This window comes from Micromonospora sp. NPDC048839, from assembly GCF_040649915.1.
In the GTDB taxonomy this organism is placed as follows: Bacteria; Actinomycetota; Actinomycetes; order Mycobacteriales; family Micromonosporaceae; genus Micromonospora.
Genome location: NZ_JBEZGL010000001.1, coordinates 1 through 25081, shown reverse-complemented (window position 1 = coordinate 25081; position 25081 = coordinate 1). Strand labels below are relative to the sequence as shown.

Annotated in this window: 24 protein-coding genes; 14 read left to right on the top strand and 10 right to left on the bottom strand. The window is 70.9% G+C overall.

The annotated features are described in order from the left end of the window. The first annotated feature begins 86 nt into the window (after positions 1–86). Positions 87–1766 carry a DNA repair helicase XPB gene (locus AB0C25_RS00120; RefSeq protein ID WP_357368137.1) on the top strand — a complete coding sequence of 560 codons (1680 nt, stop codon included), beginning with the start codon at positions 87–89 and terminating at the stop codon, positions 1764–1766. A gap of 266 nt (positions 1767–2032) precedes the next feature. Next, a complete protein-coding gene (locus tag AB0C25_RS00115; RefSeq protein WP_357368136.1) occupies positions 2033–2467 on the top strand; it encodes a type II toxin-antitoxin system HicB family antitoxin in 435 nt (144 codons plus the stop codon). Between the two features lie 375 nt (positions 2468–2842). Here the strand turns inward: AB0C25_RS00115 and AB0C25_RS00110 are convergent, their stop codons facing one another. Continuing rightward, a complete protein-coding gene (locus AB0C25_RS00110; protein WP_357368135.1) occupies positions 2843–3052 on the bottom strand; it encodes a winged helix-turn-helix domain-containing protein in 210 nt (69 codons plus the stop codon). A gap of 364 nt (positions 3053–3416) precedes the next feature. Between AB0C25_RS00110 and AB0C25_RS00105 the strand changes: the two genes are divergently transcribed. Then, entirely contained in the window at positions 3417–3674 is a 258-nt protein-coding gene (locus AB0C25_RS00105; RefSeq protein WP_357368134.1) for a hypothetical protein, read from the top strand. A gap of 3 nt (positions 3675–3677) precedes the next feature. On the opposite strand, the gene AB0C25_RS00100 is transcribed toward AB0C25_RS00105, so the two are convergent. Beyond that, a complete protein-coding gene (locus AB0C25_RS00100; RefSeq protein ID WP_357368133.1) occupies positions 3678–4250 on the bottom strand; it encodes a TetR/AcrR family transcriptional regulator in 573 nt (190 codons plus the stop codon). Positions 4251–4338: 88 nt separating this feature from the next. Here AB0C25_RS00100 and AB0C25_RS00095 point away from each other — a divergent pair, with 88 nt between their 5' ends. Then, positions 4339–4710 (top strand): DUF4267 domain-containing protein, encoded by a 372-nt coding sequence (locus AB0C25_RS00095; protein ID WP_357368132.1) that lies wholly within the window; start codon positions 4339–4341, stop codon positions 4708–4710. A gap of 134 nt (positions 4711–4844) precedes the next feature. On the opposite strand, the gene AB0C25_RS00090 is transcribed toward AB0C25_RS00095, so the two are convergent. Together AB0C25_RS00090 and AB0C25_RS00085 are read right to left on the bottom strand one after the other, a co-directional pair. Further along, complete coding sequence (locus tag AB0C25_RS00090) at positions 4845–5540, bottom strand: hypothetical protein (RefSeq protein WP_357368131.1); 696 nt, start codon at positions 5538–5540, stop codon at positions 4845–4847. A 230-nt stretch (positions 5541–5770) separates the two neighbouring features. After that, positions 5771–6502, bottom strand: a complete 732-nt coding sequence (locus AB0C25_RS00085) for a TIGR03089 family protein (RefSeq protein WP_357368130.1) — start codon at positions 6500–6502, stop codon at positions 5771–5773. Between the two features lie 139 nt (positions 6503–6641). Between AB0C25_RS00085 and AB0C25_RS00080 the strand changes: the two genes are divergently transcribed. After that, entirely contained in the window at positions 6642–7799 is a 1158-nt protein-coding gene (locus AB0C25_RS00080; protein WP_357368129.1) for a hypothetical protein, read from the top strand. 54 nt (positions 7800–7853) lie between these two features. Then, the gene (locus tag AB0C25_RS00075) at positions 7854–10154 is read left to right on the top strand and encodes an esterase-like activity of phytase family protein (RefSeq protein WP_357368128.1); all 2301 of its coding nucleotides are present in this window, start codon (positions 7854–7856) and stop codon (positions 10152–10154) included. Between the two features lie 122 nt (positions 10155–10276). Here AB0C25_RS00075 and AB0C25_RS00070 read toward each other — a convergent pair whose 3' ends face one another. From AB0C25_RS00070 to ligD (AB0C25_RS00060), 3 genes are all read right to left on the bottom strand, one after another. Further along, on the bottom strand, positions 10277–11326 hold the full coding sequence (locus AB0C25_RS00070) for a hypothetical protein (RefSeq protein WP_357368127.1): 1050 nt from the start codon (positions 11324–11326) through the stop codon (positions 10277–10279). A gap of 99 nt (positions 11327–11425) precedes the next feature. Beyond that, entirely contained in the window at positions 11426–12352 is a 927-nt protein-coding gene (gene ligD / locus AB0C25_RS00065; protein WP_357368126.1) for a non-homologous end-joining DNA ligase, read from the bottom strand. Next, a complete protein-coding gene (gene ligD / locus AB0C25_RS00060; RefSeq protein ID WP_357368125.1) occupies positions 12342–13283 on the bottom strand; it encodes a non-homologous end-joining DNA ligase in 942 nt (313 codons plus the stop codon). The genes ligD (AB0C25_RS00065) and ligD (AB0C25_RS00060) overlap by 11 nt, the downstream gene beginning before the upstream one ends. 85 nt (positions 13284–13368) lie before the next feature. On the opposite strand from ligD (AB0C25_RS00060), the gene AB0C25_RS00055 reads away from it, so the two are divergent. From AB0C25_RS00055 to AB0C25_RS00030, 6 genes are all read left to right on the top strand, one after another. Then, positions 13369–14397: a Ku protein gene (locus AB0C25_RS00055; RefSeq protein ID WP_357368124.1), complete on the top strand. Its 1029-nt coding sequence runs from the start codon at positions 13369–13371 to the stop codon at positions 14395–14397. A gap of 74 nt (positions 14398–14471) precedes the next feature. Then, positions 14472–15110, top strand: a complete 639-nt coding sequence (locus AB0C25_RS00050; RefSeq protein WP_357368123.1) for a DUF4241 domain-containing protein — start codon at positions 14472–14474, stop codon at positions 15108–15110. A gap of 146 nt (positions 15111–15256) precedes the next feature. Continuing rightward, a complete protein-coding gene (locus tag AB0C25_RS00045; protein ID WP_357368122.1) occupies positions 15257–15943 on the top strand; it encodes an FKBP-type peptidyl-prolyl cis-trans isomerase in 687 nt (228 codons plus the stop codon). Between the two features lie 187 nt (positions 15944–16130). Continuing rightward, entirely contained in the window at positions 16131–16958 is an 828-nt protein-coding gene (locus tag AB0C25_RS00040) for a hypothetical protein (protein ID WP_357368996.1), read from the top strand. Between the two features lie 32 nt (positions 16959–16990). Next, positions 16991–17644 carry an HAD family phosphatase gene (locus AB0C25_RS00035; protein WP_357368121.1) on the top strand — a complete coding sequence of 218 codons (654 nt, stop codon included), beginning with the start codon at positions 16991–16993 and terminating at the stop codon, positions 17642–17644. Between the two features lie 28 nt (positions 17645–17672). After that, positions 17673–18683: an NADPH:quinone reductase gene (locus AB0C25_RS00030; protein WP_357368120.1), complete on the top strand. Its 1011-nt coding sequence runs from the start codon at positions 17673–17675 to the stop codon at positions 18681–18683. A 186-nt stretch (positions 18684–18869) separates the two neighbouring features. Here the strand turns inward: AB0C25_RS00030 and AB0C25_RS00025 are convergent, their stop codons facing one another. Then, positions 18870–20504 (bottom strand): fatty acid--CoA ligase, encoded by a 1635-nt coding sequence (locus AB0C25_RS00025; RefSeq protein WP_357368994.1) that lies wholly within the window; start codon positions 20502–20504, stop codon positions 18870–18872. A 71-nt stretch (positions 20505–20575) separates the two neighbouring features. On the opposite strand from AB0C25_RS00025, the gene AB0C25_RS00020 reads away from it, so the two are divergent. Further along, a complete protein-coding gene (locus AB0C25_RS00020) occupies positions 20576–21067 on the top strand; it encodes an NUDIX domain-containing protein (RefSeq protein WP_357368119.1) in 492 nt (163 codons plus the stop codon). A 37-nt stretch (positions 21068–21104) separates the two neighbouring features. On the opposite strand, the gene AB0C25_RS00015 is transcribed toward AB0C25_RS00020, so the two are convergent. Beyond that, on the bottom strand, positions 21105–22139 hold the full coding sequence (locus AB0C25_RS00015; protein WP_357368118.1) for an aldo/keto reductase: 1035 nt from the start codon (positions 22137–22139) through the stop codon (positions 21105–21107). 127 nt (positions 22140–22266) lie between these two features. Between AB0C25_RS00015 and AB0C25_RS00010 the strand changes: the two genes are divergently transcribed. Next, the gene (locus tag AB0C25_RS00010) at positions 22267–22899 is read left to right on the top strand and encodes a TetR/AcrR family transcriptional regulator (protein WP_357368117.1); all 633 of its coding nucleotides are present in this window, start codon (positions 22267–22269) and stop codon (positions 22897–22899) included. Positions 22900–23050: 151 nt separating this feature from the next. On the opposite strand, the gene AB0C25_RS00005 is transcribed toward AB0C25_RS00010, so the two are convergent. Continuing rightward, positions 23051–24727, bottom strand: a complete 1677-nt coding sequence (locus tag AB0C25_RS00005; RefSeq protein WP_357368116.1) for an MDR family MFS transporter — start codon at positions 24725–24727, stop codon at positions 23051–23053. Between the last annotated feature and the right edge of the window lie 354 nt (positions 24728–25081).

The window sequence follows — 25081 nt, the reverse complement described above, 5'->3', positions numbered from 1 at the left end:
CCCACATCGTGCAACACTGGATGGTCGGCCAGCGGCGGGTATGCACCCGTTCCAGCCGGGCGACCAACCGAGGAGAGGACGCTGGCGTGAGCGGTGGACCACTGATCGTGCAGTCGGACAAGACGCTGCTGCTGGAGATCGACCACCCCGACGCACAGGCCTGCCGGATGGCGATCGCGCCGTTCGCCGAGCTGGAGCGCTCCCCGGAGCACGTGCACACCTACCGGCTGACCCCGCTGGGCCTGTGGAACGCCCGGGCGGCGGGGCACGACGCGGAGGGTGTGGTCGACTCGCTGCTCAAGTACTCCCGTTACCCCGTGCCGCACGCGCTGCTGGTGGACGTGGCCGACACGATGGACCGGTACGGGCGGCTCCAGCTCGCCAACGACCCGGCGTACGGGTTGGTGCTGCGCGCACTGGACCGGCTGGTGCTGATCGAGGTGGCCAAGAGCAAGAAGCTCGCCGGGATGCTCGGCGACAAGATCGACGACGACACCATCCGGGTGCACCCGTCCGAGCGCGGCCGGCTCAAGCAGGCGCTGCTCAAGCTGGGCTGGCCGGCCGAGGATCTGGCCGGCTACGTCGACGGTGAGGCGCACCCGATCGAACTGGCCGAGGCCGGCAAGGACGGGCGCAAGCCGTGGACGCTGCGCTCGTACCAGCGGGAGGCCGTCGAGGCGTTCTGGGCCGGCGGATCGGGTGTCGTGGTGCTGCCGTGCGGCGCCGGTAAGACCCTGGTCGGCGCGGCGGCGATGGCCGAGGCGAAGGCGACCACGCTGATCCTGGTCACCAACACGGTCGCCGGCCGGCAGTGGAAGCGGGAGCTGATCGCCCGCACGTCGCTGACCGAGGAGGAGATCGGGGAGTACTCGGGAGAGCGTAAGGAGATCCGCCCGGTCACCATCGCCACGTACCAGGTGCTCACCTCGCGGCGCGGCGGCGCGTTCACCCACCTGGACCTGTTCGGGGCCCGCGACTGGGGCCTGGTCGTCTACGACGAGGTGCACCTGCTGCCCGCGCCGATCTTCCGGTTCACGGCGGACCTCCAGGCCCGCCGTCGGCTGGGCCTCACCGCGACCCTGGTACGCGAGGACGGCCGCGAGGGTGACGTGTTCAGCCTGATCGGCCCGAAGCGGTACGACGCGCCGTGGAAGGACATCGAGTCGCAGGGCTGGATCGCCCCGGCCGAGTGCACCGAGGTCCGGGTGACGCTGACCGACGCGGAGCGGATGTCGTACGCGACGGCGGAGGCCGAGGAGCGGTACCGGATGGCGGCGACCGCCCGCACGAAGCTGCCGGTGGTGAAGGCGCTCGTCGACCGGCACCCGGACGACCAGGTGCTGGTGATCGGGGCGTACATCGACCAGCTGCACCAGCTCGGCGAATATCTCGACGCGCCGATCATCCAGGGTTCGACCACGAACAAGGAGCGGGAGCGGCTGTTCGACGCGTTCCGCACCGGTGAGATCCGCACGCTGGTGATCTCGAAGGTCGGCAACTTCTCCATCGACCTGCCCGAGGCGGCGGTGGCGATTCAGGTGTCGGGGACGTTCGGGTCGCGGCAGGAGGAGGCGCAGCGGTTGGGGCGGGTGCTCCGGCCGAAGGCCGACGGGCGGCAGGCGCACTTCTACACGGTGGTGTCCCGGGACACGATCGACACGGAGTACGCGGCGCACCGGCAGCGCTTCCTCGCCGAGCAGGGGTACGCGTACACGATCATCGACGCCGACGACGTCCTCGGCCCGAAGCTCCCGACGGTCGACTGACCGGCGGCGACGCAAGTCCAGGGCACTCTACTTATTCGATCCAGTACCCTAGACTAGGCGCGTGAAGCGGGTTGACCTGATCAACAGGATCAGTAAGGCAGCGGCCAACGCGGGCGTGACCTTCGAGAAGGTCCGCGAAGGTGGCAGCCACACGATCTAGCGGTACGACTCGCAGAACGTCGTCATACCTCGCCACAAGGAGATCAACGAACTGACGGCGCGGGGTATCCTCCGCAGCCTGGGCTTGAGTTAGGGGGCGCTCGCCGATGAAGTACACCGCGAAGTGCGTACGCTCAGGTGACTGGTGGGCCATCACCGTGCCGGAGATCAAGGGTGTGTTCTCCCAGGCACGTCGCCTAGACCAGGTAGAAGCCATGACACGTGAAGCCATTGCGCTGATGCTCGACATCGAGCCACACAGCTTCGACATCGATGTGCAGCCCGACCTCCCGCAAGAGGTGGCCCGCGCCCGCAAAGCCCGAAGCGCCCTGCGCAAGGCCGAAGAGTCCGCCGAGGAGGCGACAGTCACCGCCGCACAGGCACTCCTGGCGAAGGGCTATACGGTCCGCGACGCGGGTGCACTCCTTGGCATTTCGCCGCAGCGTGTCTCGCAGTTGGCACCGAGAAAGGCTGCGGGCGGCAGCGCCAGCAAGGGCACAGCGGCCGGATTCAAGCAGGAGCAGGAAAGCGCCGCCGCCTGACCAAAGATCGCGGCGCCCGCGCCGGTGCGACATTGATCGACTCGGTTTCCCGGAAGTCGGGGTGTCCAGGGCAGGTAGATGCCCCGATTACACGAAAGCCGAGTCGATCGATGCCGGTCGGGGGCCACGTCGTCCGGGGCGGGGTGCTGCTCGCGCTCGCTGTGGAGCTGATGTCGTAAACGAATCAGCCCTCGGGTGGGAGGTGCCAGCACAATCTGGTCCGACCCGGCCGAGCTGGAGGATGCTCGCCGAGGTCCTGGTCATCGCGGGCGGTGACGAGTCGGCACCCGCCGCGCGGAGCAAACGTACGACAGGGTCACGCGCCGCAAACTCCCAGACGGCAGCCGCGCCGCGAGCACTGGCCGTGAAGGCCGATCAACGTCGACGGGACTCCGCGACGAAGACGCCACGCCCTGGCCGGCCAACCAGCACGCCCTGCTCCCGCAACTTCGCCACCGCCCGGCTGATCGTGGACTGGGAGACGTCGTATTCGTCCGCCAAGACCCGCCCGGACGGGAGCTGCGACCCCGGCGCGTAGGTGCCGTCCTTGATCTTCTTCAGGAGATCGTCGAGCAGCTCGTCCATTGTGGGCGGGATAGGCACGCGGAGCCCCTTGCAGTCGGTTGGCCCGCCCAGTATTGATCAGCCGCTTCGACGCAGGCAACGCATGTAGCGCGAGTGACATAAGCGGGTAGATAACTCACTGACGCGCTTGACATAGGTGACTCAGTGGCAATAGCGTCGCTCTCGGTGATGCGGTGCTGCTGCGGTCGGTTGGCGCCTCTCGTGTCGGCTCGCATCGCCGCCGAGACCCCTCCCGCCGCGCTCCCCCGGCGCGGGCCTGCCGCCGTACCTCCGGAACGGCAGCAGGGCGGGGCGGTCTCCGCCGACCGCAACCGGCGGAGGCCGCCCCTGCACGTCGATCCCGTCCGACGAAGGGCAGTCGCTGATGAGCGAGCGTTGGGTGATCCACCTGCCGATCACCGCGCCGGACCTGCTGCGCGCCCGGATCTTCGCGCGTACCGCAGCTCGGGTGCTGGTCCGGCTCAGCGCGCGGGTCGAGCCCGGCGGGGTGACCGTCTCGGCGGAGGACCAGCAGGGCGTACGACACTGGGTGTTCTGTGATCGGCCGCTGCCCGGCAGCGCGCGCTGTGCCCTGCCGGTCGACCACCTCGCGCCGCGCGGACGACGGCTCGGTCAGCCCTGACCCTCAGCGGGAGAAGCGGTCCACCAGGACCGCGAGCCGGCGATCGTGGTCGGCGCGGCGGAGCCGGCCGCCGCGCATCAGCGTGACCAGCCCGTGCAGGCCGCTCCAGAACGTCTCGGTGACCGCTTCCAGGTCGTCGTCTCCGGCCGCCGGGCGCACCGCCTCGGCCAGTTCGGCGAAGCCCCGGGCCAGATCGGTCGGGACGTCCTGGCTGGCGAACGGCAGGTCCACGGCGAGGGTGAACATCGCGTCGTAGAGCGCGGGCCGCTGTTCGGCGAAGGTGGTGTACGCCGCCGCGACGTCGGCGACCGCCTGCCGGGGGTCGGCGGCCGAGGCGCGGGCCGCGGCGAGCGCGGTGGCCAGTTCGGCGAAGCCCTCGACGGCGACCGCCGCCATGATGGCGTCCTTGCCTCTGAAGTGGCTGTAGAGGACGGGCTGGCTGTATTCGATCTCGGCGGCGAGCCGGCGGGTGGTGACCGCGTCCCAGCCTTCCGCCAGGGCCAGGTCACGAGCCGCGGCGATGATGGCCCGTTCCCGTTCCGCCCGCTCGCGCTCCCGGCGCGTCTGAGTCGACATGGCCAGAACTCTAGCACCGCTAGGAATACTGCCGTCGCTCTGCTAGCGTCGCTCTCACATCTAGCAGCGCTAGCAATTGGAGCGGACCATGTTGTCACCCCTCGCCTACGGGCTCGCCGTCGTACTCAACCTCTTCATCGTCTTCATCGGTGCGCGGTTCCTGCTGGTGCCCACCGCGTCGGCGGCCGGGTACGGCGTGCCGGCCCGGCCGGACGGAGATCCCGCCTACCTCTCCGTCAAGGGCGTACGCGATCTCAGCTACGGCCTGCTCGGCCTCGCCCTGATCGCCTTCACCACCGCCGACGCGGTCGCGTGGTTCATGCTGGTCGTCGCGCTCGTCCCGCTGGGCGACACCGTCATCGTGCTCCGCAACGGCGGGACGAAGGCCGTGGCCTTCGGCATCCACTTCGCCACCGCCGTCGTCGTCCTCCTGGACGCCGCCCTGCTGTTCGCCCTGTAGCCACCTGCCTTGCCGTGCCGCACGGGCCTGATCGACTCGGCCTCCCGGGAAGTCGGGGCATCCGGAAGAGGTTGATGCCCCGCTTTCAAGAAAGCCGAGTCGATCAAGGGCGAGGGCGCGGGACCGCTGGAGCGTTACGACGTGGGTGGTGGGCAGCGGTCGGGGAGGATGACCTCGCCGGGGCGGTGGTCGAAGGTGTCCATCGTGAACCACTCGTCCAACTCCGGGTCGAAGAGGTTCTGCAGGCCGAACTGCAACACCTGCCACCAGCGGGTCGGGTCCCGCTGGTCGACGTAGATGTCGCCGAGCGCGAGCGGGAACCGGAAGAACTCCCCCGGCACGGTGGATCCCCCGACCACACCGACCCGCCAGTGGTCGACGTGCCGGTCCTGGTCACCCTGCAGGACCTCCGGCCCCACGTACCGCGCGGTCTTCAGCTTGTCGTTGAAGATCTGCCGGTTGAAGAACCCCGGAACCTTGCTACAGGCGCGGGGCGGGAAGAGCGGGATGTTCGGCCACCTGTAGGTGAGTGTGTAGAGGGTGTTCTCGTAGATCAGGTTGGTGAACCAGATCGGGTGTTCCGGTCCGCCGGCGATCATCTGACTGTTGCCGTTGCGGCCCTGCCAGCTGAATGGCACGTCGATGCCGAGGTCCCGCACGACGTACCGGCCGGTGCCCTGGAAGTCGGCGGGGAGCAGCGGCGGGCGCGGCTCGCGCGGGTCGGGGGCGGTGGAGCCGTCGGCCTGGGCCACGCGGGGCAGCGGCGCCGCTGCCGGACCCGGCGCGACCACCCCGAGGGCGAACAGGCCGCCGGCCACCACCGAAACCACAACCCCGACGGGTACGCCGTGACGCCATGTCTCCTCCGCCAACGTGCACAGTGGCCGGCGCACTGACCACGCGCGTGCCTTCGGCGAAGCGTAGGAGCAGGAAAAACGTGAGAGCGGGCGGAACTGACCGCCTCCACCGGACGGGTGACGCGGCCCTGATCGACTCGGTTTTCAGGAAGTCGCGGCGTCCGGGACAGGTCGATGCCCCGGTTTCATGAAAGCCGAGTTGATCAGAGGATGCGCGTCGCCCGCTCGGCGGCGACGATGGCGTCCCGTCGCGTCGGGTCGAGGTTGGCGCTGATCACCACGGACGCGCCAGCCGAGAGTGGCGCGAGCAGCCACTTCAACGGCTCCTCGTGCTCGGCGGCGTCGACCAGCAGACGATCACCGGCGCGTAGGCCCAGCATCTTCGCGTACTCCTGGGCGATCGCGCCCCACTGGCCATAGGTGGTGCCGTCCGCGGTGGCCGGGTCCGACTGGCGGATGGCGGCGTGCTCGGGCGTTGCCTCGCCGTGGCGAAGCACCTCGGCGGACCAGTCCAACCAACCCAGCGGCACGTCGGCCAACCGCCCCGGGCCGGTGCCGACGAGGTAGCGGTGCGGTGCGTCCGGGACGTCCTCCAGCCAGTCGTCCTGCCGCTCCGGCGTCACCAGGACCGCGTCGAACGGCCGGTCGCCGCCCGGTTCGAGCACGGGCAGGCCCGCGGTGGCGCGCGGTCGGAACGACACCGCCAGGCCCGACGCCCACGCGCCCAACAACACCGCGGCGGTACGCCAGTGCGGCGGCAGCAGCACCGCCACGCGGCTGCCGGGGCCGAGACCGCAGCCGTCGCGCAGCAGGCTCGCGCTGCGCGCCGCCCAGGAGCCGATCTGCTGTGCGGTGAGGTCGACACGCTCGCCGGTCGCCTCGTCGCGGTAACTGAGCAGCGGGTACTCGGCTTCGGCCGTGACGGTTGGTTGCATTCCCACGCTCCCCGAGTGCGACGTCGGCACCACCCTACTCAACGACTTTGGTCGCGCCGGTCGTCGGCCGATGGCCGTATCGGGTGACCGGGTGGCCGGCGCACGGTGCAGGTGACCCCCGAAACGCCGAGGAGCGCCCGTGCCCACCGGACCCGACCCCGTCGACGGCCCCGCCACCGCCGACCGCCCTGCCACCGCCGACCGCCCTGCCACCGCCGACCGGCCTGCCACCGCCGACCGGCCTGCTAGCGCCGACCGCCCCGTCGCCCTTGACCGCCCCGCCACCGCCGACCGGCTGCCGCTGCGCCGGCGGCTCCTGCCGGTGATCGCGTTGCTGCTGCTCGCACCCTGGGCGGCGGAGTGCTCCTGGGGCGGCTTCGCCATCGACGACTTCCTCCCGGTGCTGATCTTCCTGGGTCCGATGTACGGCGGCGCGGCGATCCTGATCCGGGAGACCGCTCGGCACCTCGGCGCGAGCTGGCCGACGATCGTGCTGCTCGCCGCCGCGTTCGGCGTACTCCAGGCCGGGCTGGTCGACCAGTCGCTGTTCAATCCCGACTTCCTCGACGACACCCAGTACGCCGACACCCGGGCCGCCGCCGAGGCGACGCTGGTGCCGGGGCTCGAATTCAGCCTCCGGCAGGCCCTCGACTACGTGGGCAACCACATCGTGCTGACGATCTGCGCGCCGATCGTGCTGATCGAGTCGTTCCTCGGGCCGGACCGCCGGCTCCGGCCGTGGCTGGGCCGACCCGGTCTCCTCGTCGTCGGCCTGATCTACCTGCTCGGCAGTCTGTTCATCTTCTCCAACATCTACCAGGACAAGGGTTTCCTGGCCAGCCCACTCCAACTGGCCTCCACCGCCGCGGTGGTCCTCGCGCTCGTCGGAGCCGCGCTGCTGCCCCGCTGGCGCCGCCACCACCCGCGCCGGACCCGCCGGGCGCCGCATCCGCTCTGGGTGGGTCTGCCTGTCGTCCTCGTCCGCCTCGGCTCCGACCTGTCGCCCGGCTGGCCGGGGATGGCGATCGCACTGGCGCTCGCGGCCACCGCCGGAGGGTTGATCGCCTACCTGTCGTCGCTCAGCGGTTGGGGGCAGCGGCACGTACTCGTCGCCGGTAGCGCGGGCCTGGTCATGGCCGCCGCGTTCGCGTACGTGGTGCCGCCGTACTCCCCGGCCTCTCCGGCGGCGGCCCTGGCCGGCGACATCGCGGTCACCGTCGTCACGGTCACCCTGTTCGGCGGTGCCTGGTGGCGGCTGCGACGGGCTTCGCCGACTGTTCATGTCGGCGCAAGCTGACGCTCCCCAACAACTGTCAGCCTCCGTGCGGGTACGACCTAACGGAGGAAGTCCTTGACTCTCAGAAATGCAGTCGCCGCGCTCACCGCAGCCGGTGTCGCCGCCGCCAGCCTGACCGGGGCCACCCCCGCGTCGGCCGGCGGACACCACCACCCGTCGCTCGCCTTCGACCGGGTCGCCACGTACCCGGTGTTCCAGAACCGCCCGGCCGGGGAGGACCCGGCGACCCCGACGGTCGCCGAGATCTCGGCGGTCAGCGAGGACGGCCGCACACTCATCCACACCGACGCGCTGGCCCGGCGCATCGGCTTCCTGGACATCTCCCGCGCCGACCGGCCGCGCGGCCTCGGCACGCTCTCCCTGGCGCAGCTCGGCAACGCCGAGGACGAGCCCACCTCGGTCGCCGTGGTCGGTCGATACGTGCTGGTGGTGGTGAACACCAGCGCCAACTACACCGAGCCGACCGGCCGCCTCGACGTGATCGAGCTGGCCAGCCGCGAGCGGGTGGCCAGCTTCGACCTCGGTGGTCAACCCGACTCGATCGCGATCAGCAAGGACAAGCGGTACGCCGCGATCGCCATCGAGAACGAGCGCGACGAGGAGGCCACCCCGCCCGGCGGTGCGGAGGGCGACCTGCCCCAAGCGCCCGCCGGTTTCGTGCAGATCGTCGACCTGACCGGGAAGTCCCCGGCCGGTTGGCGGCTGCGCCCGGTCGCGCTTACCGGCGCCGACGGGAGCGCGCTGCCCGCCCTGGTCCAGGCCGGTCTCGCCGCGCCGACCGACCCGGAGCCGGAGTACGTCTCGATCAACAGCCGCAACCAGTTGGCCGTGACGCTCCAGGAGAACAACGGTGTCGCCCTCATCGACCTGCCCACCGGTCGGATCACCACGGTGTTCAGTGCTGGCACCGCCACCATCAACGGGATCGACACCAGGAAGGACGGTGTCATCGACCTGACCGGCAGCATCACCGACGTCCCCCGCGAGCCGGACGCGGTGGCCTGGGTCGACGACCGTTACCTGGCCACGGCCAACGAGGGTGACTGGCACGGCGGCACCCGCGGCTGGACGATCTTCGACAGCCGTAGTGGCCGGGTCGCCTGGGACGCCGGCAACACCTTCGAGCGGCTCGCCGTCACCTACGGGCTGCACAACGAGGACCGGGCCGGCAAGAAGGGCACCGAGCCGGAGGGCGTGGCCGTCGCCGAGTACGACGGCGTGCGGTACGCGTTCGTCGGCTCGGAGCGAAGCAACTTCGTCGCCGTCTACGACCTGGGCAACCCCGTCCGGCCGGTGTTCAAGCAGGTGCTGCCGACCACCAACGGGCCGGAGGGGCTGCTGCCCATCCCGTCACGCGGGCTGCTCGCGGTCTCCAGTGAGGAGGACGACGCCTCGGTCAACGTCCGCGCCTCGGTGTCGCTCTTCCAACTCGGCAAGGGCACCCCGGAGTTCCCGAGCATCGTCTCCGGCGCGGACCGCACCGGCACCCCGATCGGTTGGGGCGCGCTCGGAGCGCTGAGCGCGGTACCGGGCAAGCGGGACCAGCTCTACAGCGTCACCGACGCGGCGTACAGCCAGACCCGCATCCTCACCATCGACGCGAAGCGGACGCCGGCCCTGATCACCGGCGCGCTGCCGGTGCGGGACACGGCCGGCGCCCCGGTCGGGTACGACGCGGAGGGCATCTTCGCCCGCCCGCAGGGCGGCTTCTGGCTCGCCGTCGAGGGCGCCAAGGGCGCGGAGAACAAGCTGGTCCGGCTCGACGCCGCCGGGGTGACCCGGCAGACCGTCGCGCTGCCCGCCGAGGTCGCCGCCGGCCTGGGCAAGCAGGGCCTGGAGGGGGTCACCGCGACCACCGACCGGCAGGGCCGGGAGGTCGTCTGGGTGGCCGTGCAGCGGGAGCTGAGCACCGACCCGGCCGGGATCGTCCGGCTGGGCCGCTACGACGTCAACGCGGGCACCTGGAGTTGGTACGGCTACCGGTTGGGCGCCACCAGCGTGCCCGGTGACTGGATGGGCCTCTCCGAGATCACCGTGGTCGGCGACCGGCTCGCGGTCGTCGAGCGGGACAAGCTGAACGGGCCGGCCGCCAGGGTCAAGCGGATCTACACGGTGCCGCTGCCGGGCGCGGCGGCGTCCGGCCCGCTGACCGTGCTGCCGAAGACGCTCGCCGTCGACGTGCTGCCCGCGCTGCGCGCCACGAACGGCTGGACCCAGGAGAAGCTGGAGGGCCTGACCGTCGCCGGCAACGGCGAGGTGTACGCGATCACCGACAACGACGGGGTGCAGGACGCCACCGGCGAGACGGTACTCCTGCGGCTCGGCTCCAGCCGGAAGGTCTTCGGACACCGCTGACCGGCAACGCTCGGAGAAGTCACCTTGGCCCGGCGTCCACCCACGTGGACGCCGGGCCTCCTTCTTTGCCAGCACGAGGTCGCCGACACCGATCGAAACGCCGGGCAGGGCACTCCTGGAGGTTAGGCAAGCCGCCGGGCGCGGGTGGCGGTGACCGTCGCGGTGCCACTGCTGGACAAACCGGAGATCAGGTACGCCCGGTAGGTGCCGTTCGGCAGCACCGTCCACAGGTCCGGGGTGCCGTCGGCGTTGATGTCGGCGGCCTGCAGCGCGCTGATCGCGACGCCGGTGTTCCAGTTCGTCGCCACCCGGTACTGGGTGTGCGTCAACGTGCCGGTGCCGTCACCGTTGTCGACCATGGTGACCCCGGTCCACAGGTACAGGTGCCCGGTGCCGGCGTTACGCAGGATGAGAGCCACCCCCGAGGCGGTCTCGGTGCTGGCGATGGTCCAGTTCTGCCAGTCGGCCGCGCCGGTCGGCGTGGGGTTGGTCAGGCCGGTGACACCGAAGTAGAGGCCCGGCGCGTGGAAGTTGGGGTGGTAGCCGAGCCGGTAGCCGTTGGTGGCGTCGCCGGCGATGCCGAACAGATCCGGGATGCCGGTGTCGACGCCGTCAGCTTGGAACGCGTTCGCGAGTTGCAGAGGGCTGTTGCCGTTGGCGTCTGCCAGAAACTCGTACGGAATGGAGAACTGGTTGTTGTAGGGGCTGGGCATCGTGCCGTCTCCGGCACCGCGGAGGACGCCGCCGGTACCGGCGGAGTTGCCGGTCGGGTAGTAATAGAGGAAGTCCTGGCGTTCGGTGCCGGTGAAGCGACCGGTGATGACCTGGGCGCCGTCGAAGTCCGCTCCGGACGCGTTTCCGGTGACACCATTGCCGAGTAGGCCGATGTTGGTGGCCGGAGTCTGCACTTTGCCGGTGCCGACGCCGGTCTTGCGAGACTTCAGGCCGAGCGCCGACCAGACGCCGGAGGCGAGGCGAGTGCCTGGGCCGCCGACGGCGACCAGGTCCGCGACGCCGTCACCGTTGAGGTCCTTGTCGACCGGACCGGCGGTGACGGTGGGCGTGGGCTTCGCCGCGGCCTGGGCCGGCAGGGCCGGGGCGAGCGCGGTCAGCGCCAGCGCCACGGGCGCGGTCCAGGCCAGCACGCGGCGGGAAGTGAAGGACTTGGTCAAGGGTTCCCCCGGTTGTTAGGAGTTGCGGCTCGGACGGTACCGGACAAGAACAACTGTCACGACCCGTTCAAACCCGTCCTCCCGGGGCCTCGGTCCGCGCTAGCTCGACCGGCTGATGGCCGGCAGTTCCGGGCCTCCGTCGAGCAGGGGGGCGAGCAGGTCGTCGTACTCCTCGACCCGGGCCAGGACCTCGGCGGCGGTGAACTGGCGGACGGCCGGCTTGCGGCCGCGGGCGCCGGCCTCGACCTCGTCCCAGGTCAGCGGCGTCGACACCGACGGCACCGACTGGGCCCGCAGCGAGTACGGCGCGACAGTGGTCTTCGCCGCGTTGTTCTGACTCCAGTCGATGAAGACCTTGCCGGGGCGCAGGTTCTTCGCCATCTTCGACACGATCAGCTTCGGGTGGGCCTGCTCCAACTCCTGGGCGATCCGCCGGGCGTAGGCGGAGACGTCGTCGGAGGGCTGGGTGCCCGCGATCGGGCAGCAGAGCTGCATGCCCTTCTTGCCGGACGTCTTCGGGTACGACTCGATGCCGTCGTCGGCGAGCCGGTCGCGCATCAGCACCGCCACCGGACAACACTCGGCGAGCCCGGCCGGCGGCCCCGGGTCCAGGTCGACGACCATCATGTCCGGGTGTTGGCCGACCTTCCACTGCGGCGTGTGCAGCTCCAACGCGGCCAGGTTGGCCAGCCACACCAGGGTGGGCAGGTCGTCGGCGACCACGTAGTCGATGGTCTCCCGGCCCTTCGTCGACCCGGGCGCGGGCAGATTTTCCACCCGCACCCAGTCCGGGGTGGCGGCCGGCGTGTTCTTCTCGAAGAACGACTTGTCGTCGACGCCGTTGGGAAAGCGGATCCGGGTCACCGGCCGGTCCCGCAGGTGCGGCAGCAGCACCGGAGAGATGCGGGTGTAGTAGTCGATCACCTCACCCTTTGTGAAACCGGCCGCCGGGTAGAGCACCTTGTCCAGGTTGGAAAGCTCCAGCGGGCGGCCCTCGACGTCCACCCGTAGCCGCTCAGCCGGCATCGTCGACCTCCTCCGGCGGCTTGTCCGGGCGCAACCGCAGCACCCGGGGAAAGCGCAGCCGGCCGTCCGGGGTGCGCTGGCCGTACTTCACCTCCACCACCACCCGAGGTTCTACCCAGATGGCACCCCGGGCATCCTCGCGCGGCACACCCGGCGCGAACGGTGACACGCCGGAGCGCAACGGCTCCAACTCGGCGAGGAGTTGTCGCTCGATGGCCGCCCCGATCCCACCGCCGACCCGACCCCGGTAGATCAGCCGGCCGTCCGGACCGGGCACCCCGACCAGCAGCCCGCCGATCCGACGCGCGCCCGGTCGCCAGCCGCCGATGACGAAGTCGCCGGTCACCTCCAGCTTGACCTTCACCCAGTCCGGCGAGCGCACCCCCGGGCGGTAGACGGCACCGACCCGCTTGGCCATCACTCCCTCCAGGCCGTGCTCACCGGCCGCCTCGTAGGTGGCCGGCCCGTCGGCGAACATCGGCGGCACCGCCCACCGGAGACCACCGAGCGCGAGCGCGTCCAGCGCCTCCCGGCGGTGCTCGTACGGCCAGCCGGTCAGGTCGTCGCCGTTCAGCCGCAGCAGGTCGAAGATCATGTACGTCACCGGCATGACCGCCGCCAACCGGGCCGCCTTGGCCCGGTCCCGGACGTGCATCCGCTCGGCCAACGCGGTGAACGACGGCTGCCCGCCCTGACCGAGCAGCACCACCTCGCCGTCGAGCAGCACGTCGTCGACCTGCTCTCCAAGGGTGGCCAGCTCGGGGTACGCGGCGGTGATCTCCACGCCGGAGCGGGCGTACAGGTGCTGGTCGCCGCCGGAGATGTCGGCGAGCGCGCGAACCCCGTCCCACTTGAACTCGTACGCCCAGCCGTCACCCGCCGGGAGCGGCCCGGTCATCGCGAGCATCGGCTTGAGCGGCGCGCCGGGCACGACCCGACTGTAGTAGCAGGCCGAACACCTCGCGTCCGGTTCATCGGGATGCGAGCATGGTCGATACCGGGGAAGGGAGCGCAGGATGCGTGCCATCTGGAAGGGAGCCGTGTCGTTCGGGCTCGTCTCGATCGGGGTGAAGCTCTACTCGGCCACCGAGGAGAAGGACATTCGGTTCCACCAGGTGCACCGTGAGGACGGTGGCCGGATCCGCTACAAGCGCACCTGCTCGGTCTGCGGCGAGGAGGTCACCTACGACGACATCGCCAAGGGCTACGACATCGGCGGCGGCGAGATGGTGATCCTCACCGACGAGGACTTCGCCGACCTGCCGCTGACCAGCTCCCGCGCGATCGACGTGTTGGAGTTCGTGCCGGCCGAGCAGGTCGACCCGATCCTCTACAACAAGGCGTACTTCCTGGAGCCGGAGGGCACGGCCACCAAGCCGTACGTGTTGCTGCGCGACGCGCTCATCGACTCGGAGCGGGTGGCCATCGTCAAGGTGGCGCTGCGCCAGCGGGAGCAGCTCGCCACCCTGCGGGTCCGCGAGGGTGTGCTGCTGCTCAACACCATGCTCTGGCCGGACGAGATCCGTACCCCGGACTTCGGTTTCCTCGACGAGGACCTCAAGGTGCGCCCACCGGAGTTGGCGATGGCCAGTTCCCTGATCGACTCGATGACCGGCGAGTTCGAGCCGGACGTCTTCACCGACGACTACCGGGCCGCGTTGCAGGAGGTCATCGACGCCAAGGTGGAGGGTCGGGAGGTCGTCCAGCCGGAGGAGGCCGAGGAGGCCCCGGCCGCGGCGGTGGACCTGATGGCCGCGTTGAAGGCCTCGGTGGAGCGGGCCAAGGCGGCCCGTGGCGAGCAACCCGCCCGTGGTGGCGGTGGCGGTGGCGAGCCGACACCCATCTCGTCGGCCCGGTCGGCGCAGAAGGCGGCGGAGAAGAAGGCCGCCAAGGCCCCCGCGAAGAAGACCGCGGCGAAGAAGACGGAGCCGGCGAAGAAGACCGCCGCGAAGAAGGCCGAGCCGGCCAAGAAGACCGCCGCGAAGAAGACCGAGCCGGCGAAGAAGACGACCGCCCGCAAGACCGCACCCCGCAAGAGCGCCTGACCGGTACGGCAGCGACGGCGATGTCCGGCGGGCCGGGTACGCTCCGCCGGCCGCTGGCCACCGGAGGAGCCCCCATGCCGTACACCCCTGACCTGGACCGGTTGTTGACGCCCGGCGCCCGCTTCACCGACCAGCACGGCGCGTACCTGATCGAGGTCCACCCGGTGGACGACGTGGCGCTGCCCACCGGCCAGGTGGTCGGGTGCGACCCGCTGGTCTGCCCGGACGCCGAGCCGTTCACGGTGGTCGTGCCGCCGGGGCGGTATGCCGCCCGTGCCTGGGTGGCCGTGGTGCTCCGGGAGGACGCCGAGGTCGACCGGCGGGTGGCCGCACTGGAGTTGGTCGTCTCCGCCGAGCCGACGACCCGGTGGGAGCCGGCCGTCGCCGGCGACCAGGACGTGTCCACGCTCGGCGCGGACGACTACTTCGGGTACGGGGTGGACGCCGGTGTCGGCACCCTCGCCGACCCGACCGCGCTCGGTGTGCTGGAAAGCTGGGACTACGACCGGGTCGAGCAGGTCTTCCTCTCCGGCGAGCTGCCCACGTCCCCGGTCCCGAGGCTGATCAACGCCGTCCTGGACGAGGCCAGCGGCGCCAACGTCGTCACCGTGGCCACCGGTTGGGGCGACGGCTGCTACGGCACCTGGATCGGGCGTACCGCCGACGGTCGGGTCACCTCGTTCGTGACCGACTTCATGGTCATCCCGGGATAACCGCCCGGGATGAGCCCGGAACTGCCGCGCTGGGCGATCCGAGGTGTCCGTGGCCGGCACGGTGGGCCGTGGTGCGGGTACCGTGTGCGTCGGCTTTCCCCCCGGCACCGGGTGCCGGCCACACTTCGCAGCAGGGAGTCGACGACGTGAGCGAGCGGACGCAGCAGAACCGGCCGGCGGACCAGGACCAGAGCCCGGCGACCAAGTCGGGGCGCCGGCTGGCCGCCCAGTTGGCGGCGAAGAAGGCTGCCGACCGGAAGCGCAGGCGCAACGCGTGGGCCAGCGGTCTCGCCGCCGTCGCCGTTGCCGGCGTGCTGATCACCGTCTTCGTGGCGATCGGCGGCGGTGGCGACGACAAGCCCAAGAACCAGGCCGACGCGACGCCGTCCGCGTCCGCCCCGGCCCCCGACGGCCCCGACGCCGCCGCGCCCCCCGCTCCGCAGTTGCCGGCCGGCGCCGACCCGGCGCTGGGCAGCAAGCCGACGGTGAAGCCGGGCACGGGCGAGCTCAAGAAGCTCACGGTCACCCCGCTGATCAAGGGGTCCGGCCCGGCCGTGCAGAAGGGCCAGAACATCACCACGAACTACGTGGGGGTGCTCTACAAGGACGGCAAGGAGTTCGACTCGTCCTGGAACAGCGGGCAGCCGGCCACCTTTCCGATCGGCGTCGGCCGGGTCATCCCCGGCTGGGATCAGGGCCTGGTCGGCGTGACCGTGGGCAGTCGGGTGCAGCTCGACATCCCGATGGAGCTGGCGTACGGCAAGGACGCCGCCGCGCAGGGTGCTCCCGAGGGGCCGCTGCGCTTTGTGGTGGACGTGCTCGCCGCCCAGTGACCCCGTCCGGATCGCCCCGGTTGTCGCCGGGGCGCGATGGAGTTGTTCACATGGGGCTTCCGGCCCGTCACCCAGCGGCAGTAGGTTCGGCCTCACCCCGGGCGGTTCGCCGTCCGGGGTGATCCGGGACTCCGACGCGGAGGTGCAGATGACGGCGCTGGACGAGCCTGGGCGGACCGCCCGGTCGATGTGGGCCTACTTCGAGCCGGTGCACGCGGTCACCTACCTGCACCCTCGGGCCCGCGCCGCGTACGAGGCGGTTGGGCTGCGCGGTTACTGGCGCGGTTACTTCGCCGGCCGGGCCGCGCCGCTGGGCGCCGCCGAGGCGGCCCCGGTGATCGCCGCCTTCTTCACCTTCGCGCCGCCGATGGTGTCCCGCGCGCTGCCGGCGGTGTGGGGGTTGGCCACCCCGCCGGAGGCGCTGCGCGCCCGCCTGACCGGTGCCGTGCAGGCGCTGGCCGAGCTGACCTACGAGCTGCCGGAGTCGCACCTGGCGGAGGCCGCCGACCTGCTGGAGCGGGCCGCCTCGGCGGCGCAGACCGCCGGCCGGGTGCTCGGCGCGGTCAACGCGGCGCTGCCGGTCGGGGAATATCCGCTGGCCCGGCTCTGGCAGGCCGCGACCACGCTTCGTGAGCATCGTGGAGACGGGCACGTGGCGGCGCTGGTGGCCGCCGGACTGGACCCGGTGGAGACGCTGACCGGGCGGGTCGCTCTGGACGGTTCGTCGCCGCAGTACCTGCTGGGCCGGGGCTGGTCCGAGGAGCAGTGGCACGCCGCCCGGAAGCGGCTCACCGAGCGGGGTTGGCTGACCGGGGACGGCGCGGCCACCGACCACGCCCGGGACGGGTTCCAGGCCATCGAGGACGCCACCGACCGGGCGGCTGCCCACCCGTGGCAGGCGCTCGGCCCGGACGGCACGGACCGGCTCCGGGAGTTGCTGGAGCCGATCGCCAGGTCCGGCCACACCCTGCTCCCCGAGAGCAGCCCGCTCGCCCTGCCCGCGCTGCCGGGCTGACCGGGCACCCGCCGATCGGGCAGGATGGGCCCGTGGCAGATGCGGTGGTCTTCGACCTGGACGGCGTGATCGTGGATTCCGAGCCGGTGTGGGAGGAGGTCCGCCGGGCGTACGTGGCGACGCACGGCGGGACGTGGCAGCCGGACACGCAACGTCGGCTGATGGGGATGAGCACCGGCGAGTGGGCCCACTATCTCAGCGGCGAGCTGGGCGTCGGCCGCACCCCCGAGCAGGTCGCCGCCGAGGTGGTCGAGGAGATGACCCGACGCTACCGGGACCACGTACCCCTCATCGCCGGCGCCGACCAGGTCGTCCGCCGGTTGGCCGCACGGTGGCCGCTGGGGTTGGCCAGTTCGTCGCCGACCCGGCTGATCGAGGCGGCGCTGGCCGCCACCGGTCTGACCGACGCGTTCGGGGCGACGCTCTCCACCGAGCAGACCGAGCGCGGCAAGCCGGCACCGGACGTCTACCTGAGCGTCGCTGAGCGCCTCGGCGTCGACCCGGCCCGCTGTGTGGCGGTGGAGGACTCGTCGAACGGGGTGCGGTCGGCCGCCGCGGCGGGGATGCGGGTGGTGGCCGTGCCGCACCTGTCGTACCCGCTCGACCCGGATGCCGCCCGGCTCGCCGCGGTGACGCTCGGGGCGATCGGGGAGCTGACCCCGGAGCTGGTGGAGAGCCTGGGTTGACACCGGTCGAGAGGGGTAGAGACCACGGATGAAAGCGATCGTGTACGAGCAGACCGGCGACCCTTCGGTGCTGGAGCTGGTCGATCGGCCGGTGCCCGAACCGGGGGCTGGCGAGGTCCTGGTCCGGATGGCGGTGTCGGGGGTCAACCCGACCGACTGGAAGTCCCGGCGCTCCTTCGCGCCGAAGGGTTGGCAGATTCCCGGGCAGGACGGCGCGGGAGTGGTGGAGGCGGTCGGTGCGGGTGTCGACCCGGACCTGATCGGTGAGCGCGTCTGGATCTGGGAAGCCGCCTGGCAGCGGCCGTGGGGCACGGCGGCGGAATACACGCTGGTGCCGGTCCGGCAGGCGGTACGCCTCGGCGACGCCCCGTTCGAGCTGGGGGCCGCGCTGGGCATTCCGTTCCTCACCGCGCACCGCTGTCTGACCGCCGGCGAGTTCATGCCGGACACGCTGCGCGCCGGTGCGCTGGCCGACCACACGGTGCTGGTGCAGGGCGGGGCGGGCGCGGTGGGCAACGCCGCGATCCAGCTCGCCCGCTGGGCCGACGCCACGGTGGTCGCCACGGTGAGCAGCGCCGAGAAGGCACAGCTCGCGGCGGCTGCCGGTGCCTCCTACGTGGTGAACTACCGGGAGCAGGACGTGGTCAAGGAGGTCCGCAAGATCGCTCCCGACGGGGTGCACACGATCGTGGAGGTCTCCCCTGCCCGCAACGCCGCGATCGACGCACAGGTGCTGCGGCACGGCGGCGCGGTCTGCATGTACGCCGACGACGGCGGCGACGAGGTGAGCATCCCGATCCGGGCGATGATGGTGCCGAACGCCAGGTGGCAGTTCGTGCTTGTCTACACCGAGCCGAAGGCGGCCAAGGCGCAGGGCGTCAAGGACGTGGCGGCGGCGGCCAACCAGGGCGGTCTGCGGGTCGGTGCCGACGCCGGCCTGCCGCTGCACCGCTACTCGCTGGCCGAGACGGCTGCGGCGCACCAGGCGGTGGAGGACTCGACGGTGGGCAAGGTGCTCATCGCCACGAGCGATGCCTGATCGGGTCCGCTGACCACCTGATTTCCCCGTCATCAGGACAGAGGCGAACAAGTTTCGCAACAATGACTATGCGGGTCACCCCGCGTGGAACGGGCGGCCCCGGCGCGGTGCGAACGCCGGGGCCGCCCCTGCGGAGGAATGTCGCGTGGCACTCCCCGCCGTGCGGCGACAGTGCCGGGGGGAACGTTACGGCGCTGTCAGCTCCCGGACAGTCAGCTCGCCGTCGGCGTACCGCGAACGGACGACCTTCTTGTCGAACTTGCCCACGCTGGTCTTCGGCACCGTGTCGATGAACGCCCAGCGCTCCGGCAGCTGCCAGCGCGCCACCGAGCCGGCCAGGAAGTCCCGCAGCTCCTCGGCGGTCACCGCGGCGCCCTCCCGGACCACCACGGTGGCCAGCGGACGTTCGTCCCACCGCTCGTCCGGCACACCCACCACGCACGCCTCCAGCACCGCCGGGTGGCCCATCAGCGCGTTCTCCAGCTCGACCGAGGAAATCCACTCACCGCCGGACTTGATCACGTCCTTGGCGCGGTCGGTCAGGTTGATGTAGCCGTCCGGCGAGAGCGTGCCCACGTCGCCGGTGCGCAACCAGCCGTCGCGGAACTTCTCCTCGTCCGGGGCGTCGTCACCGACGTACCGGGCGGTCACCCACGGCCCACGGACCTCCAGCTCGCCCACGGCCGTGCCGTCGGTGGGCATCGGGTCGCCGGACGGGCCGACGATCCGCGCCTGCACGCCCGCCGGCACCCGCCCCTGCGTGTAGCGGTAGCGCCACGCCTCTTCGCCGGTGGCACCGGCCGGCGGACGGGAGACCGACCCCAGCGGGGACATCTCGGTCATCCCCCAGGCGTGGATGACGTCGATTCCGTGCCGCTCGTCGAACGCGTGCATCAGCGCCGGCGGGCACGCCGAGCCGCCGACGATCACCTCGGTGAGCGAGGACGTGTCCACGTCGTGGGCGTCCAGGTAGGCCAGCAGATCTGTCCAGATGGTCGGGACCGCGCCGGCCAGGGTGGGCCGCTCGGCGGCGATCATCTCGGCGATCGGCGCGGCCTGGAGAAACCGGTCCGGCATGATCAGCGACGCGCCGGAGAGGAAGGCCGCGTAGGGCAGACCCCACGACATGGCGTGGAACATCGGCACGATGGCCAACTCCCGGTCGGTCGGCCCGAGACCGAAGCCCTCCGGCATGCAGACCTGCAACGAGTGCAGGTAGATCGAGCGGTGCGAGTAGGCCACGCCCTTCGGGTTGCCGGTGGTGCCGGAGGTGTAGCAGAGCGCCGCGGCGTCGTGCTCGTCCACCTCGGGCCAGTCGTACACCTCGGGCCGGTCGGCGAGCAGCGCGTCCCAGTGGTGCACGGTGATCCGGTCACCGGCCGCCGCCACCAGCGGCGCCGGGTCACCACCGCCGACCACCACGACGTGCCGCACCGTGGTCAGCTCACCGATCACCCGGGCCAGCAGCGGGATGAGCGTGCTGTCGACGAGCACCACCCGGTCCTCGGCGTGGTTGGCGATGTAGACGACCTGGTCGGGAAAGAGCCGGATGTTGAGCGTGTGCAGCACCGCGCCCATGCTCGGTACCGCGAAGTAGGCGACCAGGTGCTCGTTGTTGTTCCACATGAAGGTGGCGACCCGCTCGTCGCCGGTCACCCCACACTCGTCGCGCAGCGCGTGTGCCAGCCGGGCGGCGGTGCGACCCACCTCGGCGTACGTCATCCGGCGGGGCTCGGCGCCCGTCCAGGTGACCACCTCGGCAGAACCGTGCACTCCTGCGCCGTGATCGAGGATCCGGGAGACCTGCAGAGGGGCGTCCATCATCGTGCTACGCATGGGTAACAAGCTAGTGTCGGCGATCACACGTTGGGAACCCCCGTAAATTGTCGCAGGTGAGCATTTCCTGGGCCGACTCGTACGTGGGGCAGTTGCGCGCGCTCGCCGGGGATCGGACGCTGATGTTCGTCGGTGCCCGCGCCGTGGTCAGCGACAACGCCGGACGCATCCTGCTGATCCAACGCTCGGACAACGGCCAGTGGGCCATGCCGGCCGGGGCGATGGAGTTGGGCGAGTCGATCGCCGACTGCGCGGTCCGCGAGGTCCGCGAGGAGACCGGGCTCCGTGCGCTGCGGGTCTGCGCGTTCGCCCTCTACACCGGCCCGGACCGGACGAGCACCAACATGTACGGGCACACCTACCAGGTCTTCACCACGGCGTTCCGGGTGGAGGAGTGGGACGGGCAGCTCGCCCGGGTCACCGACGAGACCACCGACGCCGGCTTCTTCCCCCGCGACCGCTTGCCCGCCCCGCTCTCCACCTCGGTCACCGAAACCCTTGCCGACCTGGACGTCTTCGAACAGACCAACCGGCTCATCCTCAAGTAGGGGGCGGCCCCGGGGTCACCGACCCCGGGGCCGTGCCTCACTGCGGCAGGCGGAGGCCGGCGAAGAACCCCTCCTGGATCCAGTTCGGGTACGCGACCGGCAGCTTGGTGACCTCGTCCAGCTCGGTGAGGTCCTGCGCGGTGAGCGTGAGATCCGAGGCGGCGATGTTGTCCACCAACTGCTCGTGCTTGCGGGCCCCCACGATCACGCTTGTCACGGCCGGCCGGGACAGCAGCCAGGCGACCGCCACCCGGGCCGGGCTGACCTCGTGCCGCGCGGCGACGCCCTTGAGCACGTCGACCACGCCGAAGGCGAGGTCAGGATCGAACGGTGTGAAGCTGGCGTAGCCGGGCTGGGCGCTACGGGCGCCACTGTCGGCGACGGCGCCGTCCCGGCTGACCTTGCCGGAGAGGAAACCGCCGGCGAGTGGGCTCCACACGGTCAGCCCGATGCCCGCGTCGAGTGCCATCGGCACCACGTCGCGCTCGACGTCGCGACCCAGCAGGGAGTAGTACTCCTGCACCGAGACGAAGCCGGCCAGCTTCTCCCGGGCGGAGATGCCCAGCGCCTTGGACAGCTGCCAGGCCGCGAAGTTCGCGGCGCCGATGTAGCGGACCTTGCCCTGCCGGACCGCGTCGTCGAGCGCGCGCAGCATCTCCTCCATGGGAGTGACCTGGTCGAAGTTGTGGATCTGGTACAGGTCGATGTGGTCGGTGCCGAGCCGCCGCAGGCTGTCCTCCAGGTTCTGCATGATGTGCAGCCGGGAGGTGCCGACGTCGTTCGGGCCGGGGCCGGTCCGGGAGTGGACCTTGGTGGCCAGCACCACGTCGCGACGGCGCTTGCCGAGCGCCTTGCCGAGCAGTTCCTCGCTCTCGCCGTCGCTGTAGCCGTCGGCGGTGTCGACGAAGTTGACCCCGGCGTCCAGCGCGGTGTCCACCAGCCGCTGCACCTCGGGCAGCGCCAGGCCGCCGAGGGTGCCCCAGAGCGGATGCCCGCTGCCGCCGAAGGTCATCGCGCCGAGCGAGATCTCCGAGACGTACACCCCGGTGGTGCCCAGCAGTCGGTACTTCACGTGTCGCTCCTCGTGGTGCGCGGTTCGGAGGCCACGGTCGGGCGCTCCCTGGTCATAGTGTCGGACAGTGTGTCCGGCAACGAGCGTACGTCGCCGATCGAGGACCTGGCCACCTAGGATTCCGGCTATGCCCTCGATCACCCGCCGCCGCCCGAGCAACCCCGACGGACGAGCAGCCGTCGAGGCACGGGTGCTGGCGGCCACCGAGCGACTGCTCCAACAGGGGGTTCGGTTCACCGACCTCGGCGTCCAGCGGATCGCCGCCGAGGCCGGGGTGGCGCGGTCGACCTTCTACACCCACTTCCGCGACAAGAGTGAGCTGCTCATGCGCCTCGCCGGCACCATGCGGGAGAGCTCGTTCGGCCGCACCGGCGACTGGAACCCCGGCGGTGCGGGTGATCCGCTCGCGGTGCTCACCGAGATCTTCGCCGACGTGATCCGGATATACCGGACGTACGCCCCGGTGCTGGCGGCGATCAGCGAGGTCGCCGCCTACGACGAGGTGGTCCGGGAGTACTGGGCGGCGGGGTTGGAGCAGTTCGTCACCCGCACCACGCAGGCGCTGCGCGCCGAGCAGGAGGCCGGGCGTACCCCCGCGAGCATCGACGCGGAGACCGCGAGCCGGTTGATCGTGGTCGGCGGTGACCGCTTCCTCGCCGACCACGTCAGCGCCACCTCGGCCGACCCCGAGACCGACGCGGCGGCCGCCCGGGAGTTGGCCGCAACCTGGTGGTACGGCGTCTACCGCCGCCCCAACTGACCCTTTCGGCCCCTCAAGATCGACTCCGGCTCACGGAAGTCGGGGCATCCCTGTCACCCGGACACCCCGACTTCACTGACCCCGAGTCGAGCACGGTGGCCTGCCGGTTGCCTCAGCCCGCGGTCGGGCCGAACTGGCCGGCAGGCACCGGTCAGATCATCGTCTGGGACTTGGCCTCCATGTCGGCGGCGGCCTCCTCCTTGGACTCGCGGGTCAGCGGCTTGCCGCCCGGGGCCGGGGCCTCACCGCCGAGCGGGTCGGCACCGCCGGTGGCACCCTGCGGGCCGGCACCCCGCAGCTGCGTGTTGGGCAACGTCAGGGTGACCACCACCGCCACGATGGCGATCAGGCCGGCGGTCAGGAAGACCATGTCCAGCGCGTCGACGAAGGCGCCCTGGATGGCCGCGCGTACCGGCCCCGGCAGGGCCAGGATGGTGGCCGGATCGTTGATCGAGATGTTGGTGCCGCCACTGGCCGCCACGGCGGCCTGCTCCTGCGGCGGCAGTTGCGCGATCGCGCCGGGCAGCCGGTCGCCGAGCCCACTGGCCAGTCGGGACGAGAGCACCGTGCCGAGGATCGCCACCCCGAACGAACCACCGAGTGACCGGAAGAAGGTCGCCGAGGACGTACCGGCGCCCAGGTCGCGGACGGACACCGCGTTCTGCACCGCCAGGATCAGCGACTGCATACACAGACCCAGACCGACGCCGATCACCACCATGAACCCGAACGCCACCCAGAGGGAGGTGCTGACCTCCAGCCGGGTGAACAGGAACATGCCGACCAGCAGGGTCACCGAACCGGCCACCGGGAACCACTTGTACCGGCCGATCCGGGTCATCGCGCGACCGGTAAGGATCGAGGTGATGATGATGCCGGCCATCATCGGCAGCATCAGCAGACCGCTGCGGGTCGGCGAGGCGCCCTTGACGATCTGCAGGTACAGCGGGATGAAGATGATCGAACCGAACATCACCAGACCGATGACGAGTAGCGCCGAGTTGGCCAGGGCGAAGGTGGCGCTGCGGAACAGCCGCAGCGGCAGGATCGGCTCGGCCACCCGGGCCTCCTGGAGGACGAAGAGCACCCCCAGCACCGCACCGACGACGAACAGCGTGATGATCACACCCGATCCCCAGGCGTACTCGTTGCCACCCCAGCTCAGCGCGAGCAGCAGCGAACTCACCCCGGCGACCAACAGCCCGGCACCGAGCCAGTCGATCGAGTGGTCCCGTCGTTCGAACGGGATCAACCGCATCACGTGGTAGCAGACCACGATGGCCAGGATCGCCAGCGGCACGTTGATGTAGAAGATCCACCGCCAGTCGGTCTCCGCGAAGTACCCGCCGACCAGCGGCCCGGCCACCGACGAGATCCCGAAGACCGCACCGAAGAGACCCTGGTAGCGCCCGCGCTCACGGGGTGACACCACGTCCGAGATGATGGTGAACGCGAGCGTCAGCAGACCGCCGGCGCCGAGGCCCTGGATGCCCCGGGTGATGATCAACTGGGTCATGTTCTGCGACAGCCCGGCCAGCAGCGACCCGACCAGGAACGTGCCGATCGAGAAGAGGAAGACCGGACGGCGTCCGTACAGGTCGGCCATCTTGCCGTACAACGGCGTCGACGCCGTCGAGGCGAGCAGGTACGCGGTGACCACCCACGAGTAGTGGTTGATCCCGCCCAACTCCCCGACGATTGTCGGCAGGGCCGTACCGACGATGGTCTGGTCGAGTGCGGCCAACAGCATGCCGGTCATCAGGCCGAACATGAGCAGCCGGATCTGCTGACGATTCAGCACCGGCGCGGCGGAGGCTTCGGTGGTCATGTGGCCTTCTATCCCGCACACCGCAGAACATGCGCCCAACCCCCAAAAAACCACCCACCCAGACCCCCTCCGCAGGGCCCCTCCGCAGCGCCCTCCGCGGCGTTGATCATGAGGTTATCGCCACGACACGCCGAACCGGAGGGCAATAACCTCATGATCAACGAGGCGTCGGGGGTGGGGTGGGGTTAGTCCCTGTCGCCTCTGGCGATGCGGCCCGTTCCGGGCTGAAAATCGTGTTGGTCGCTCGCTGACGTCGTATCTCCTTGGTCCGTACGAGGTCGTGGGTTAGTCGGACGCTGGTAGCCGCGTTATGGGCCCTTCACTGTTGCTGCGAGCACGCGAGTTAGATTCACC